This window comes from Methylobacterium sp. Leaf361 (genome assembly GCF_001424445.1).
GTDB lineage: Bacteria > Pseudomonadota > Alphaproteobacteria > Rhizobiales > Beijerinckiaceae > Methylobacterium.
The window spans coordinates 333,301-346,462 of sequence record NZ_LMPY01000012.1 but is presented as its reverse complement, the minus strand read 5'-3'; the positions used below and the strand labels follow the sequence as shown (position 1 = coordinate 346,462).

The following is a 13,162-nucleotide window of genomic DNA, read 5'->3' as shown; positions in this document are numbered from 1 at the left end:
TTGCATCGCCGCGGCGGCGGCGCCGTGCCGGGGTCCGAGAGCCCGGTGTCCCCCAGACCGCGCAGGGAGTTCCGGATGGCGCACGAGAGCACGGGAGCGATCTACGCGGCGGCGGGCGCCAACCTCGCCATCGCGGCGGCGAAGTTCGTGGGCGGGGCGCTGACCGGCTCGACCGCCATGCTCGCCGAGGGCGTGCACTCGGTGGTCGACACGGCGAACCAGGTGCTGCTCCTCGTCGGCATGAAGCGGGCCGAGCGCCCGGCCGACGCCCGCCACCCGTTCGGCTACGGGCGCGAGATCTACTTCTACGCCTTCGTGGTCGCGCTGATGATCTTCCTCGGCGGCGGACTGTTCGCCGTCTACGAGGGGATCGAGCGGGTCCGCCATCCCGAGCCGGACGTCGATGCCGAGCTGTTCGGCTACCGCCTGCCCGGCCTCTGGGTGAACGTCGCGATCCTGGGCTTCGCCATCGCGGCGGAGGGCACGTCGTTCTTCGTTGCGATGCGCCAGTTCTGGGCCGAGAAGGGCAAGCACTCGGCCGTGCGGGCGATCCGGCGCAGCAAGGACCCGACCCTGTTCACGGTGCTCGCGGAGGACACCGCCGCCCTGATCGGCCTGCTGATCGCGCTCGCCGGCGTGGCCCTGTCCCACCTCCTGGAGATGCCGAGCCTCGACGGCTGGGCGTCGGTCGGCATCGGCCTCGTGCTGATCGGCATGGCGGCGTTCCTGATGGTCGAGACGCACGGCCTGCTGATCGGCGAGGCGGCCGATCCCGAGGTCGTGGCGGCGATCGCGGAGCTGGTCCGCGGCGAGCCGGGCGTGGTCCACGTCAACGAGGTGCTGACCCAGCACCTCGGCCCGTCCGACATCTTGGTCAATCTCAGCATCGACATGACCGACGATCTCAGCGCCGGCGAGGTCGAGAGCCTCGTCACGCGCCTCGACCGGGCGCTGAAGGCGCGCAGCCCCGACGTGACCCGGGTCTTCATCGAGATCCAGCAGCAGGGCGACCACAAGGTCCGGGCGGCGGCCTGAGGGGTGCCGCCTCGCCGGCGCGCACGGACCTCGGTCAGGCGGCCGCACCGGGCGTCGGGGCCGGCGCGAGCACGCCGTCCCAGGGGACAGGCGACGGGAAGACCTCGTCGAGGAAAGCGAGGAACGCCCGCACGTTCGGGCTGCCGCGCCGGCTCTCCGGCCAGAGCGCCGTGAAGACCGAGCGCTCGACCGCGAAGTCCTGCAGGATCGGGATGAGCGCGCCCCGCCCGACATGCGGTGCGGCGATGTAGGTCGGCGAGATGCCGATACCGCCACCGGCCACCAGCACCGCCGTCACCGCGTCGCTGAAATCCGCGACGATGCCGGTATCCGGCGTGATCTCGACCCTGCGGCCGCCCACGTGGAACGGCCAGCGCAGGGCCTGCCCCGTGCTCTGGAAGCGGAAGTTCACGCAGTCGTGGTGGACCAGATCATCCGGATGCCGCGGCGTGCCGCGCCGCGCCAGATAGGCCGGGGCCGCGAAGGCGCAGACCCGGTGCGGCGCGAGGCGGCGCGAGACCAGCCGGGAATCCGCGAGGTCGCCGACCCGGATCGCGACGTCGATGCCCTCCTCGATCAGGTCCACGAAGCGGTCGCTCAGGCGCAGGTCGACCGACAGCTTCGGATGGCGCGCGCGGAAGCGCGGCAGGGCCGGCGCGAGCAGGTGGACGCCGACCGGGATCGACGCCGCCACCTTCAGGGTGCCGGCGGGCTCGGAGCGTGCCGCGACCGCGGCCTGCTCGATCGCCTCGGCCTCGCGGAGGAGCCGCAGCGCGCGCTCCTGCAGGTCGCGCCCCTCCGGCGTCAGGGTCAGCGAGCGGGTGGTCCGGGTGAAGAGGCTCACGCCGAGCCGCGCCTCCAGCCGCTGCACGCTCTTGCTCACCGCCGAGGGCGAGATGCCGAGGGAGCGGGCGGCCGCCGAGTAGCTGCCGAGGGAGGCGGAGCGGGCGAAGGCGACGATGCCCGTGAGCCGGTCGAGGCCGATCTGTTCCATGACGGAACGACTGAAGCGAAGAGCGGACCGATTATCAAGGAGGGGTCGCTGGCCCAATCTCCCGTCCATCGGCGCCGCGCTGGCGACGACCGGCTAGGTTTCCCGCCATGAGCAGCACCCTTCAGGATCGCACCGTCGTGGTCTTCGGCGGCACCTCGGGCATAGGCCTCGCGGCCGCCCGCCAGGCCAGGGCGGCGGGCGCGGAGGTCGTCGTCGTCGGCCGCCACGCGGTGGGCGCCGAGCGCGCCGCGGCGGAGAACGGCTTCGCCGGCTGGCGCGCCGCCGACGTGACGCGGCCCGAGACGATCGCGACCGCTCTGGCCGACATCCCCCGCGTCGACCACCTCGCGCTGCTGGCCGGGACCTTCGTGGCCGGCAGGGTCCTCGAGGCCGAGGTCGAGCACCTCGCGCGGGCCTTCGACGAGCGAATCTGGGCTGCCATTCATGCCCTGCGCGCCCTCGGCGGCCGGCTCGCCGGGGACGGCTCGGTCACCCTCATCTCCGGCGCCCTGGCGGACCGCCCGAGCGCGCAGGGGACCGCCGTGCTGGCGGCGGCGTCGGCCGCGATGGAGGCCTTCGCCCGCGGCCTCGCGCTCGAACTGGCTCCGGTGCGGGTGAACGCGCTCTCGCCCGGCACCACCGACACCCCGCTCCTGGCCCGCACACTCGGCGCCCACCGCGACGCCTACGTGGCCGGGCTGACCGAGAGGCTGCCGCAGAGACGCCTCGGCACCGCCGAGGAGGCCGGTGCCGCCGTCGTCTTCCTGATGAGCAACGGCTTCATGAACGGCGAGACCCTGCACATCGACGGCGGCGGCCGCCTGATATGAGCCGCCGGCCGCCGCGCGGCACGCCCGACAACCCCCTTCGAAGGAGACGCGCGATGTCCGATGGCACGGAGGCCGCGCCGGCGGCAGAGCCCGACTACGACCGGCTGCTGCGCGCCAATCTCGCGCGGATCTTCAACGCGCGGGACGCCGGCGCGCGGGCGGCCGCCCTGGCCGAGCTCTACGTGGCCGAGCCGACCCTGTTCGAGCCGGACAACGTCGTGCGCGGGCGGGCCGCGATCGCCGCGGTCGCCGGGGCGCTCTTAGACCGGTTCGGGCCGACCTTCCGCTTCGTGCCCGTCGGCAGGGCCGCCGGACACCACGGCGTGGGATCGCTGCGCTGGGAAGCCGGTCCGGAGGGCGGCCCGGTCGCGGTCACCGGGACGGACGTTGCCGAGATCGTGGACGGCAGGATCGCGCGACTCTGGGTGCTTCTCGACCCGCCGCCCCCCTGAGACCGCCGCCACCGAACGCTCCGATCTTCAGTCGCTCCGGCCCACCTGCCGGAGGCTCAGCGCCCAGAGCCGCTCCTGGACGGCCTCGTCGCGGCTCTCGGCCGAGGAGACCTTCGGCCGACCGTGGGAGAAGTATCGGCCCGTGACCCCGTCCAGGCCCGGGTCGCTGGCCACGTGGAGGGAGGTCCGCGCGCCCTTCTCGGGCGTGATCAGCAACGGCCGCATCAGCGCCCAGGCCGCGCCGAGCAGGCCGCCGGTGTTCTTGGCGAAGCCGGTATTGACCACCCCCGGATGGACGGCGTTCGCCGTGATGCCGCTGTCGCGCAGGCGCCGGGCGAGCGCGTAGGTGAACAGCACGTTGGCGAGCTTGGCCTGGGCATACGCGCCCATCGCCCGGTAGCGCCGGGCGCCCTCGACGTCGTCGAAGTCGATGTGCCCCCGGTAATGGGCCGCCGAGGCGACGTTGACGATCCGCGGCTTCCCGCCCGCCGCCGCCGCGTCCTTCAGCGTGTCGAGGAGCTCGAGGGTCAGGAGCACGTAGCCCAGATGGTCGAGCGCCCAGGTCCGCTCGATCCCGTCGACGGTCAGCGTGCGCCGGTCGAAGATCGCGCCGGCATTGTTCACCAGCACGTCGAGGCGCGGATAGGCCGCCCGCAGGGTCCCGGCGAGCCGACGGATCTCGGCCTGCGCGGACAGATCCGCGCGGTGCGGCTCCACGGCGGCGCCGGGCACCGCGGCGCGGATCCTGTCGGCGCAGGCCTGCAGCTTCCCGCTGTCCCGGCCGACCATGGCGACCCGCGCGCCGAGGCGCGCGAGGCCGAAGGCCGTCTCGTAGCCGATGCCGCCGGTCGCCCCGGTGACGAGGCAGACCGCGCCGCGCACCGCGCCGGCCTCAGAACACCGCCTGGCCGACCGCGAAGGCGATGACCACGATCACGATGGCGATGAGCAGGAACAGGCCGAACAGGATGCGGGCCAGCGAGCCGGCGCCGGAGGCGATGCCGGTGAAGCCGAGACCGCCGGCGATCAGCGAGATCACGAAGCAGATGAGGGCCCATTTCAGAAGGGTCATGGCGTCACTCCGGCTGCGCCCCGGCGCGGGGCCTGATGCTGCTGCCTCAACCGACGCCAAGCGAGACCGTTCCGCGGATTCCGGACCGGTCCGCTTTTATTCTTACCCGCGTCCGGCCGCTCGGTCGGGGACGCGGTCAGCCGGTCTTCGCCACGGGCTGCGCCGGCACGTCGGCCCGTTCCAGCATGATCTCCGCCAGGGTGTGGTAGAGGCCGCCGCGGCAGATCGCCTTCGAGGCCGCGTCGGCCAGGAGCGCCGCGACCATCAGGGGGATCACCATCGCGTGGTTCTGGGTCATCTCGGTGACGATGACGAAGCTGGTGATCGGCGCCTGCAGCACGCCCGTCAGGTAGGCCACCATCCCGATCAGCACGACGGCGCCGACGGGCATGCCCGGCAGGAATCCGTGGACCGTGCCGCCGAGGCCGGCCCCGACCGCCAGGGACGGTGCGAACAGGCCGCCCGGGATACCGCTGATCGAGCTGAGCACGGTGGCGGCGAATTTCAGGGGCGCGTAGGTCCAGCCGGCCGTCGCGTCGCCGTGGAGGATGGCCTTGGCCTCCTCGTAGCCGGTCCCGTAGGCGGCGCCCCCGGAGGCGAGGCCGCACAGGGCGACGCACAGCCCGCAGGCGGCCGCGAAGATCACGGGCCGCTTCCGGATCAACCGTCCGGCCGCGCCCGGCAGGCCGCGGGCGAACAGGATGACGAGGCGGCTGAACAGGCCGCCGGCGAGGCCGCCGACCACGGCGATCAGCGGCACGATCCAGCTGGCCGCCAGCGGCAGGGCGGCGTCGGTCGTCCCGAAATAGGTATAGTTGCCGAGGAGCCCGAGCGAGGTCAGGCCCGCGGCCACGATCCCGGCCACGATCAGGCCGGAGGAGCGCGCCTCGTAGGCGCGTCCCAGTTCCTCGATGCCGAACACGATGCCGGCGAGGGGCGTGTTGAAGGCCGCCGCGACGCCGGCCGCGCCGCCCGCGAGGAGCAGCCCGGGCAGGCGCTCCGGAGTCAGGCGGCCGAAGGCGGCCATGATCGCGGCGCCGACCTGCACGGTCGGCCCTTCGCGGCCCGCGGAGGCGCCGCAGAACAGGCCCAGAAACAGGACCAGCACCTTGCCGAAGGCCACGCGCGGCGAGATCAGGGAGTAGCGGAAGCCGGTATCCCGCGCGTGGCGGGCGGCGATCACCTGCGGGATGCCCGAGCCCTGCGAGTTCGGGAAGACCGTGAGGGCGAGCAGCGCCGCGAGGGCGAAGCCCGCGGGCGTCAGCACCAGGGCGATCAGCGGCGACGGCGCGGTGAGCCGCCGGAACCCGTCCTGCGCGAGGTCGGCGCCCTTGGCCATCAGCACGGCGGCGAGGCCCACGCCGATGCCGCCCACGAGGAAGAGCAGCCGCCCGCGCCAGAGCGGATAGGCCTCCATCGAGGCCGACCGCAGGCGCATGATCGAGCGGCGGTAGCGCGACCGTTGCGGGGGCGGAGCATCCGTCGTGGCCCGCACCTCGTCCCGCTTCTCGACCATGAAAGAGCACCTCGACCGCGCAGTGAGAGCGGACGCTATAGCGCAATGGTCAAGGAAAGGCCCCCTGCGCGGGACGGCCGAGGGCCGGCACCGGCGTGCCGGCCCCGCCGCTCAGCCGATCACCACCTGTGGTGCCAAGCCGCCCGATGCCAGCCGCCGTGATGGTGCCAGCCCCAGGGGCGATGCCAGCCCGCGTGGCGCCAGCCCCACCGATGGTGCCAGCCCCAGGGACGGCCCCAGCCGTAGGCCACCGGCCGGGCGTAGTAGACCGGGCGGTACGCGTAGGGGCGCCAGTTCGGCTTGCACCAGCCTGACCAGCCCCGGTGGAAGCCCGGGCCGCAGCCCTGGGCAGCCTCCGCCGTACCGGCCGTGGCGGCCAAGGTTCCGAGCGCGAGGAGTGCTGCGCCTGCCAGCTTCATCCGCATCGTCGTCCTCCGTTCAGTTTCGAGCAGCGCGATGATCCGACCCCGGTCCGACCGAGTTGTCGCCGGATCATGTCCGGCCGTCCGCGACGGGCCGGAAGTGGGCTCGAAACATCCGAGCTGGGGAAGCGTTTCTTCACGAACCTGTGCGCGCGAGACGACTGAGCCTCCGCGAAGACAAGCGTCGCAATACGCTGCCGCCCGGTCCGGTCATCGTACGACGATTGCGAGGATACCGAAGCGCCCCAGCGGGCGCGCGGCCGTCCCGCCTCAGCCCTCGGCGGCGCAGAGCTTCTCCACCGCCCGCACATACGCCTTGGCGTCGAACTTCTTGAGCGAGTTCTCGCTCTGATAGCGGACCGTGCCGAAGATCTCGCGCCTCTGCCAGGGCCGATCGTGCAGGCCGTACACCCAGGCGACGTTGGTGAAGGAGTTCGGATCGCGTCCGTCGAGGAAGTAGCGGTTGTTCAGGCGGAGCGTCCGCGCGAAGCCCTCCTCGGGCGACGGGGACCATTCGAGGATCTTCTTGCCCCAGTACATCCGCAACTGGTTGTGCATGTAGCCGGTCTCGCGCATCTCGCGCATCGCGGCGTTCCAGTAGCGGTCGTGGGTCTCGCCGGCGGCGAGCTGCGCCTCCGAGTAGGCGTGGGGGCGCTCGTCCTTCGCGTGCTCGGCCAGGGTCTTGCGCGCCCAGTCCGGCACGGCCCTCTCGTAGGCGTCGTAGCCCTCCGTGTAGAAGACGTGGTTCATGGCGAGCTCGCGCCGGACGATCAGCTCCTCCAGGTAGGCGCCGCGGTCGTCGGCATCGCCGACCTTGGCCTCCCGCACCGCCAGGGCGATCTCCACCGGCGAGATCTGCCCGAAATGCAGGTAGGGGCTCATGTGCGAGGCGGCGGCCGCCTCCGGCATGTTGCGCCCCGCGCCGTAGCCCGAGAACCCGTCCTTCAGGAACGCCTTCAGGCGCTTGCGGGCCTGCGTCTCGCCACCCGTAAAGCGCTTCACCGGGCCGACCTCCCGGTCGAGGGTCATCCCGGCGAGCACCGCCTCCGGATCGGAGACGTCGATCGCGCTCTTCAGCGTCAGGCGATCGGCCGCGCGCTTCACCCGGCGGGGTTTCAGCGCCGCGAGGAACGGGTCCCACAGCCGGTTCAGCTTCGGCCTCAGCGTCCGGGCGGCGTACTCGTGCTTCGGCGAGGCCGTCTCGACCGGCACGACGACGTCGCCCTCGACCTGGACGATCCGCGTCTTCACCGACTTGGCGATCTCCCGGTACCAGCCCTTCTGGATCGCGAGGTAGCCGCGGTCGAGCACGAGGAGCGCGGCGTCCTCGGCGAGGGCGATGGCGATCTTGGCGGGCGAGCACTTGCGCATGACGAAGCCGATCCCGCGCTTCTCCAGGCCTGCCTTCGCGTCCGCGAGACCCTGGAGCAGGAAGGCATAGTGCCGGGCATTGGCCTCGGGAAAGCCGCTCGCGCCGTCCAGCAGGCCGAAGCAGGCGACGACCGGCAGATCGAGGCGGTTTCCCTCCTCGATGGCGAGTTCGAGAGCCGGATTGAACGTCGCCCGGTTGGCCTGCTGCAGGAGATACAGGACGTAGGCGCCGTCTTCGCGCGGCTCGACATCGTTGAGGATCCGGATCCGTTCGCCCTGGATCGCCATGCTCACCTGCTCCTTGCTTGGCGCGCCGCGCCGGAACCTTGGCCGGAGAAGGTAGAGCGGGCGGGATTTTCGTCCGTCCGGACCGGGCGGATGAAAAGCCGCAGTCGAGGCGACTGGCCGAACTCCGGCTCGAGCCGCCAAAACCCCGCCTCATCAGGGACTTGCACGGCGATCGATCGGTCCCGCCCGCGACAATGCAGGTTTCGATCGCGCTGGACGGCCTGCGACATTTTCAACACAGGCGGGAAGCGACGCGTGCGCGAGCGCACGAAAGGACAGCCCTGCTGTCCTGATGCTCTTGAATTTTCTGTCGAGGAGCGCAGATTGTGCAGCGCGGGAAGGCGATGGCGTCGCCCTTCCGCAGCCCTTCTTGGGCGTTTCCTCCCTAGACTTCGGGCCGCTCCTTCGGGAGTGGCCTTTTTTCTGTCCGGAGCAGGCGCGGGCCCCGGTCCGGCCCTTCCACGGGCGCGTTGAGGGGCGGCGCGCTTCCCGCGCAGGCGGGGCGCCCGGGGCGCGACGGACCCCTCTCCGGCGGCCCTGCCTCTCTGGGAGATCCGCGCCGCCGGCGATCCGACAGGCCCTCGGCCACGGCGTGTCAGCGCGTCGCGCTGGACCCCGCCCGGCTCGCCGCCAGCGCGGCGGCCTTGCCGCCCGCCGTGTAGAGGTCGAGGCGCGCGTAGACGCCGAATTCCGAGCCGTCGTCGAGGAAACCGCCGCCCGGCCCCTGCGTCTCGGTGAGGATCGCGTTGGCCTCGTCGAGCGTCAGCGCCGGGAAGGCCGCGGTCAGCAGGTGGCCGGCCTCCGGCGCGACCTTGCCCACGTCCTCCCGCCGGCCGGCGGTGTCCGGATGCACCACGGGCAGGCCGTAGGTCTGGGTCGCCGCGTAGAAGGCGGCGTTGGCGGCCGCGTCCTTGAACCGGCCGGTATCCTTCGCCGCGCAGGCCGCCACCGCGTCGCCGCAGCCGGCCTTCAGCGCCTCGGTCATCGCCGCGCGGGCCTCCGTCAGGAGCGTCCGGTAATCCGTCACGCCGACCGTCCTGTCGGCCTCGGCGGACGCCTTGTCGAGGACGGCCGGGTTCTTCCGGATCTGGCCGACATAGGCCGGATCGTTGGCGAGCAGGTGCGCGAGGGCGTGCAGCGAGGTCGCCCGGCCGCCCAGCACGTCCATGGCGTAGTGCGCCCCGACGATGATCCGGTCGTTGCCGTACTCGGCGGCGCGGGCGACCATCTGCTGGTAGCGCTCGGGTACGAGCAGCGCGAGCACCATGGACTCGGTGTAGCCGTAGGTGGTGTGACCGCTCGGGTAGGACGGGCTGTTCACGAGGTCCTGCGAGGGGCCGCGCAGCCAGTCGAGGCTGTCGGACGCGTCACCGAAATAGTCCTTGCCGCGATACGAGAGGAGGCGTGGCAGGGTCTGGAACGGCCGCGAATTGCCGTAGCGGTCGGCGCCGGGGCTCCCGGCCGGCCGGTCGTAGGCCTTGCCGAAGACATCGGTGACGGCGCCGTTCGACAGGATCGCGGCGGCCTCGTCCGAGACCGGATGCTTGCCGTTGGTCGTGGCATTGGCGAAGAAGTACTTGCCGGAATTCGAATCCGACTTGATCACGTTGTTGGTGTAGCCGATCAGGTTGGCGACCGCCGGCGCGATGCTGGTGAAGGTCTTGTAGTCGCTGTAGGTCGCCTTGGCGTGGTAGGCGCGGGCGAGCGTGGTGCCGAGGCCGTCGGCGAGATTGGCGGCGTTGCCGTCGGTGATGAAGCAGTCCTGCAGGGCGAGTTGCTGCTGCTCGGGGAACGGCAGGAGCGTCGGCTGCTTCAGCGCGCCGCTCTGGATGTCGCCGGTGACCCGCAGGTTCGCGTCGAGCGCCGCCTTGCCGTCGGGCGTCGTCTGCAGCCGGGCCACCGGGACCAGCCCGCGCAGGGCCGACAAGTTGGCGGCCGACTGTGCGAGGGCCTGGAGGGGCAGCGCCGCCCCGAGCAGAGCCAATCCGACCCGCAGCGTCCCGAACATGCAGCCCTCCCCTCGCCGATGCCGTGCCGGACGCTAGAGCCGTTCCCGATCGCGTGGCAATCGGGCGCGGCCCCGACGTCCCCATCTTTGAAGCGCCCCCGGGGCGCCGCGCCGGCCTCCCGCGGCGGCGCGCGCCTCAGCCCCGCGCCCGGGCGCGGATCATGAAGTTGTCGTAGGTGTACTCTGCCACCTGGAACCAGAGGTACTCCTCGTTGCGGAAGGTCCGCATCGCCTCGTAGACGCGGCGGAAATCGGCGTTCTTGGCGGCGATCTCGGCGTAGACGTCATTGGCGTTCTTGAGGGCGGCCTCCATGACGTCCTGGGGGAACGGCCGCAGCTGCGCGCCCCCGGCCACCAGCCGGCGCAGGGCCTGCGGGTTGCGGGCGTCGTACTTGGCCTGGACGTCGGCGCCGACCTCGGCCGCCGCGGCCCGGAGGATCCCCTGGTAGGATTTCGGCAGCGCCTTCCACTTCTCGGCGTTGAACCAGAAGTGCAGCAGGGCGCCGCCCTCCCAGAAGCCGGGATAATGGTAGATCGGCGCGACCTTCTGCAGGCCGAGCCGCTCGTCGTCGTAGGGCCCGATCCACTCGGCGGCGTCGAGCTTCTTGCTCTCCAGGGCCGCGTAGATCTCCGGGCCCGGCACCGCCTGCGGCTGGACGCCGAACTTGGCGAGCACCTGGCCGCCCATGCCGCCGATCCGGAACTTCAGGCCCTGCAGGTCCGCGAGGGTCTTGATCTCGCGACGGAACCAGCCGCCCATCTGGGCGCCGCTGTTGCCGCCCGGCAGGCAGACCAGCCCGGCCTTGGCGAAGACCTCGGCGAAGAGTTCGGCGGCGCCGCCCGCCTGCCACCACGCGGCGGCGCCCCGGGCGTTGAGGCCGAAGGGCACCGCGGTGGCCAGCGCGAAGGTCGGATCCTTGGCCATGCCGAGGGTCGCAGGACCGTGTCCCATCTCGACGGTGCCGGCGGCCACGGCGTCGAGCAGGCCCTCGGCCGGGACCGGCTCGCCGGGGCCCTGGACCTGGATCTGGAAGCGCCCGTCGGTGGCCTCCGCGACGATCCGGCTGAGCGCCTCGGGGGCGCCGTACAGGATGTCGAGGGTCTTCGGGTAGGCGGAGGACAGGCGCCAGCGCAGCTCCGGGGCGGACTCGGCCCGGGCCGGCGCGGCGAGCGGCCCGGTCAGGGCCGCGGCGGCGCCGAGGCCGGCGGTCAGCACGCTGCGGCGCCGCGTCCCGGCCGCGGGGGATCGCGCGAGGTGAGGTTCGTCCAACGGCATCTCGTCCGAGCAGGTCCGACCCGTCCGGGCCGGATCGGGGGTCGCAGGTAGCACGTGCGTGCCGGTTCTCGAAAGCCGCGGGCGGCCCGGGCAGTTCCGTGGCGCCTCGAAACCGGACCGTGCCCGTGCTAGGCGCCCGGGATGCGAACCGAGCCCGCCGTCACCCTGCACACCGTCTGCGGCCTGGAGGAACTGGCCGGCCACGGCGCGCGCGGCGTGAGCCACGTCCTGTCGCTGCTCGATCCCGGCACGCCGGAGCCCGCGGCCTTCACCGCCTACGGCGCCCACGCCCGCACGACCCTCCGGTTCCACGACTGCCTCGGCCCGGGCGACGGTCTCGTCCCGCCCGAGCCGGAGCACGTCGCGGCGATCCTGGATTTCGGGCGGGCGCTCGACGGGGCCGGCCATCTCCTGGTCCACTGCCATTACGGCCTGTCGCGCTCCACGGCGGCGCTGCTGACCCTGTTCGCGCAGGCCGAGCCGGACGCGTCCGCCGCCGCCCTGGTGGAGCGGCTCCACGCCCTGCGCGAGCCGGCTTGGCCGAACGCGCGCATGATCGGCTACGCCGACGTGATGCTCGGGCGGCACGGGGAACTCAGCGCGGCGGTGCGGCGGCTGCACGCCCTGCAATTGCGGGTCCGCCCGCATCTGGCAGAGCTGCTGCGCGGCCTCGGCCGCGGCGCGGAGGTCGAGGCCGCAGAGACCTTGTGAGGTTGCCTGTGCGGGGCCCGCCCCTCACTTGCCGGCCGGCGTGAAGCTCCCGTCCTTCCACACGTAGAGCACGTAGCCCTGGGCGGTGACGTCGCCCTTAGCGTCGAAGCCAACGGTGCCGAGCACGAGATCGAAGCGCTCGGTGTGCAGCGCCTGCGCGATCGGCCTCGGCTCGGTGGAGTGGGCGAAGTTGCCGGCCGCCACCAGCGCCTGCATGGCCGCGTACCCGTAGATCGTCGAGCCCGTGGGATCGACGCCCTCGGCCTTGAAGGCCTTCACGACGGCCACGGCGGCGGGCTGCCGGCTCGGGTCGAGGTAGAAGGTCATCAGCACGCCGTTGCTGGCCGATCCGGCGATCTTGGCGAAGTCCGGCGTGGCGATGGCCGAGGTACCGAACCATTGCGGCCGGAAGCCCCGGTCCGCCGCGATCTTCACGAGGCGGCCCATCTCGGCGGCGTCGCCGCCGTAGTAGACGACCTCGATCCCCGCGCCCTTGAGGCGGTCGACCAGGGCGGCGTCGTCGGCGTCGCTCGGCGAGAAGGACAGGAACAGCGCCTCGTTCACGCCAATGCGGTTGAGGTTGTCCTTGGTGGCGGCGGCGAGGCTGCGCGCCGCCGGCGTCTGGTCCTGGATCAGCGCGATCTTCCGGTCGCGGAACCGCTCGGCCAGCACGGCGGCGGACAGGCGCGCCTGGTCGTCGTCGCGGCCGCAGACCCGGAAGATGTTCGGTAGCCCCCGGTCGGTGAGCCGGGCCGCCACCGAGGCCGCGGTGATCATCACCACCCCGTTCTGGGCGTAGATGTCGGAGGCCGCGATCGAGGCGTTGGAGCAGACATGGCCGACGACGAGACGGACGTTCGACCGGACGAAGTGGTTGGCCACCGCCATGGCGGTGTTCGAGTCGCAGGCATCGTCCTGCACGTCGAGGGTCACGGGCTGGCCGTCGAGGCCACCCATGGCGTTGGCGTCCCGGGCGGCGGCCTCGACGCCGCGCAGAACCTGCTCGCCGACCGCCACGTAGGGACCAGACCGCGGAACCGCGACGCCGACCACCACGTCGGCCACCGCTTGGGTGGCGGGCAGGAGCGCGAGACACAGGCTCAGGGCGATCAGCGCGGGCCGGAGCGGCCCGTGGGCGGGGACGAAACGTCCGATCTTCATCGGGCTCTTCTGGGCATCCTTGCGCG

General features: G+C 72.3%; 13 protein-coding genes. 4 read left to right on the top strand and 9 right to left on the bottom strand.

Annotated features, from left to right (window positions below; all coding sequences use genetic code 11):
* Positions 1-75 precede the first annotated feature (75 nt).
* On the top strand, positions 76-1,035 hold the full coding sequence (locus tag ASG32_RS11205) for a cation diffusion facilitator family transporter (protein ID WP_020092741.1): 960 nt from the start codon (positions 76-78) through the stop codon (positions 1,033-1,035).
* Positions 1,036-1,069: 34 nt separating this feature from the next.
* Here ASG32_RS11205 and ASG32_RS11200 read toward each other — a convergent pair whose 3' ends face one another.
* Positions 1,070-2,029 carry a LysR family transcriptional regulator gene (locus tag ASG32_RS11200; protein ID WP_056525717.1) on the bottom strand — a complete coding sequence of 320 codons (960 nt, stop codon included), beginning with the start codon at positions 2,027-2,029 and terminating at the stop codon, positions 1,070-1,072.
* A 107-nt stretch (positions 2,030-2,136) separates the two neighbouring features.
* Between ASG32_RS11200 and ASG32_RS11195 the strand changes: the two genes are divergently transcribed.
* On the top strand, positions 2,137-2,859 hold the full coding sequence (locus ASG32_RS11195) for an SDR family oxidoreductase (RefSeq protein WP_056525714.1): 723 nt from the start codon (positions 2,137-2,139) through the stop codon (positions 2,857-2,859).
* 53 nt (positions 2,860-2,912) lie between these two features.
* Entirely contained in the window at positions 2,913-3,311 is a 399-nt protein-coding gene (locus tag ASG32_RS11190; RefSeq protein WP_056525711.1) for a nuclear transport factor 2 family protein, read from the top strand.
* Between the two features lie 27 nt (positions 3,312-3,338).
* On the opposite strand, the gene ASG32_RS11185 is transcribed toward ASG32_RS11190, so the two are convergent.
* The 7 genes from ASG32_RS11185 to ASG32_RS11160 form a co-directional block, all read right to left on the bottom strand.
* Positions 3,339-4,193: an SDR family oxidoreductase gene (locus tag ASG32_RS11185; RefSeq protein ID WP_056525708.1), complete on the bottom strand. Its 855-nt coding sequence runs from the start codon at positions 4,191-4,193 to the stop codon at positions 3,339-3,341.
* Between the two features lie 10 nt (positions 4,194-4,203).
* Entirely contained in the window at positions 4,204-4,383 is a 180-nt protein-coding gene (locus tag ASG32_RS11180; protein ID WP_010685332.1) for a DUF1328 domain-containing protein, read from the bottom strand.
* Between the two features lie 136 nt (positions 4,384-4,519).
* On the bottom strand, positions 4,520-5,899 hold the full coding sequence (locus tag ASG32_RS11175; RefSeq protein ID WP_056525705.1) for a chloride channel protein: 1,380 nt from the start codon (positions 5,897-5,899) through the stop codon (positions 4,520-4,522).
* A gap of 119 nt (positions 5,900-6,018) precedes the next feature.
* Positions 6,019-6,318 carry a hypothetical protein gene (locus ASG32_RS32365; RefSeq protein WP_091679795.1) on the bottom strand — a complete coding sequence of 100 codons (300 nt, stop codon included), beginning with the start codon at positions 6,316-6,318 and terminating at the stop codon, positions 6,019-6,021.
* A gap of 273 nt (positions 6,319-6,591) precedes the next feature.
* Positions 6,592-7,980 carry a deoxyribodipyrimidine photo-lyase gene (locus ASG32_RS11170; RefSeq protein ID WP_056525702.1) on the bottom strand — a complete coding sequence of 463 codons (1,389 nt, stop codon included), beginning with the start codon at positions 7,978-7,980 and terminating at the stop codon, positions 6,592-6,594.
* A gap of 595 nt (positions 7,981-8,575) precedes the next feature.
* Positions 8,576-9,988, bottom strand: coding sequence for a phosphatase PAP2 family protein (locus ASG32_RS11165; RefSeq protein WP_056525699.1), 1,413 nt, complete (start codon positions 9,986-9,988; stop codon positions 8,576-8,578).
* A 136-nt stretch (positions 9,989-10,124) separates the two neighbouring features.
* Entirely contained in the window at positions 10,125-11,258 is a 1,134-nt protein-coding gene (locus tag ASG32_RS11160) for a TRAP transporter substrate-binding protein (RefSeq protein WP_244491891.1), read from the bottom strand.
* A 147-nt stretch (positions 11,259-11,405) separates the two neighbouring features.
* On the opposite strand from ASG32_RS11160, the gene ASG32_RS11155 reads away from it, so the two are divergent.
* Positions 11,406-11,975, top strand: a complete 570-nt coding sequence (locus ASG32_RS11155; RefSeq protein ID WP_056525693.1) for a hypothetical protein — start codon at positions 11,406-11,408, stop codon at positions 11,973-11,975.
* 24 nt (positions 11,976-11,999) lie between these two features.
* Here ASG32_RS11155 and ASG32_RS11150 read toward each other — a convergent pair whose 3' ends face one another.
* Complete coding sequence (locus tag ASG32_RS11150) at positions 12,000-13,136, bottom strand: branched-chain amino acid ABC transporter substrate-binding protein (RefSeq protein ID WP_056526146.1); 1,137 nt, start codon at positions 13,134-13,136, stop codon at positions 12,000-12,002.
* Positions 13,137-13,162: the final 26 nt, after the last annotated feature.

Coding starts and splice junctions, on each gene's coding strand:
- ASG32_RS11205 (WP_020092741.1), top strand. CDS start 76: ATGGCGCACGAGAGCACGGGAGCGATCTACGCGGCGGCGGGCGCCAAC.
- ASG32_RS11200 (WP_056525717.1), bottom strand. CDS start 2,029: ATGGAACAGATCGGCCTCGACCGGCTCACGGGCATCGTCGCCTTCGCC.
- ASG32_RS11195 (WP_056525714.1), top strand. CDS start 2,137: ATGAGCAGCACCCTTCAGGATCGCACCGTCGTGGTCTTCGGCGGCACC.
- ASG32_RS11190 (WP_056525711.1), top strand. CDS start 2,913: ATGTCCGATGGCACGGAGGCCGCGCCGGCGGCAGAGCCCGACTACGAC.
- ASG32_RS11180 (WP_010685332.1), bottom strand. CDS start 4,383: ATGACCCTTCTGAAATGGGCCCTCATCTGCTTCGTGATCTCGCTGATC.
- ASG32_RS11175 (WP_056525705.1), bottom strand. CDS start 5,899: ATGGTCGAGAAGCGGGACGAGGTGCGGGCCACGACGGATGCTCCGCCC.
- ASG32_RS32365 (WP_091679795.1), bottom strand. CDS start 6,318: ATGAAGCTGGCAGGCGCAGCACTCCTCGCGCTCGGAACCTTGGCCGCC.
- ASG32_RS11170 (WP_056525702.1), bottom strand. CDS start 7,980: ATGGCGATCCAGGGCGAACGGATCCGGATCCTCAACGATGTCGAGCCG.
- ASG32_RS11165 (WP_056525699.1), bottom strand. CDS start 9,988: ATGTTCGGGACGCTGCGGGTCGGATTGGCTCTGCTCGGGGCGGCGCTG.
- ASG32_RS11155 (WP_056525693.1), top strand. CDS start 11,406: ATGCGAACCGAGCCCGCCGTCACCCTGCACACCGTCTGCGGCCTGGAG.
- ASG32_RS11150 (WP_056526146.1), bottom strand. CDS start 13,136: ATGAAGATCGGACGTTTCGTCCCCGCCCACGGGCCGCTCCGGCCCGCG.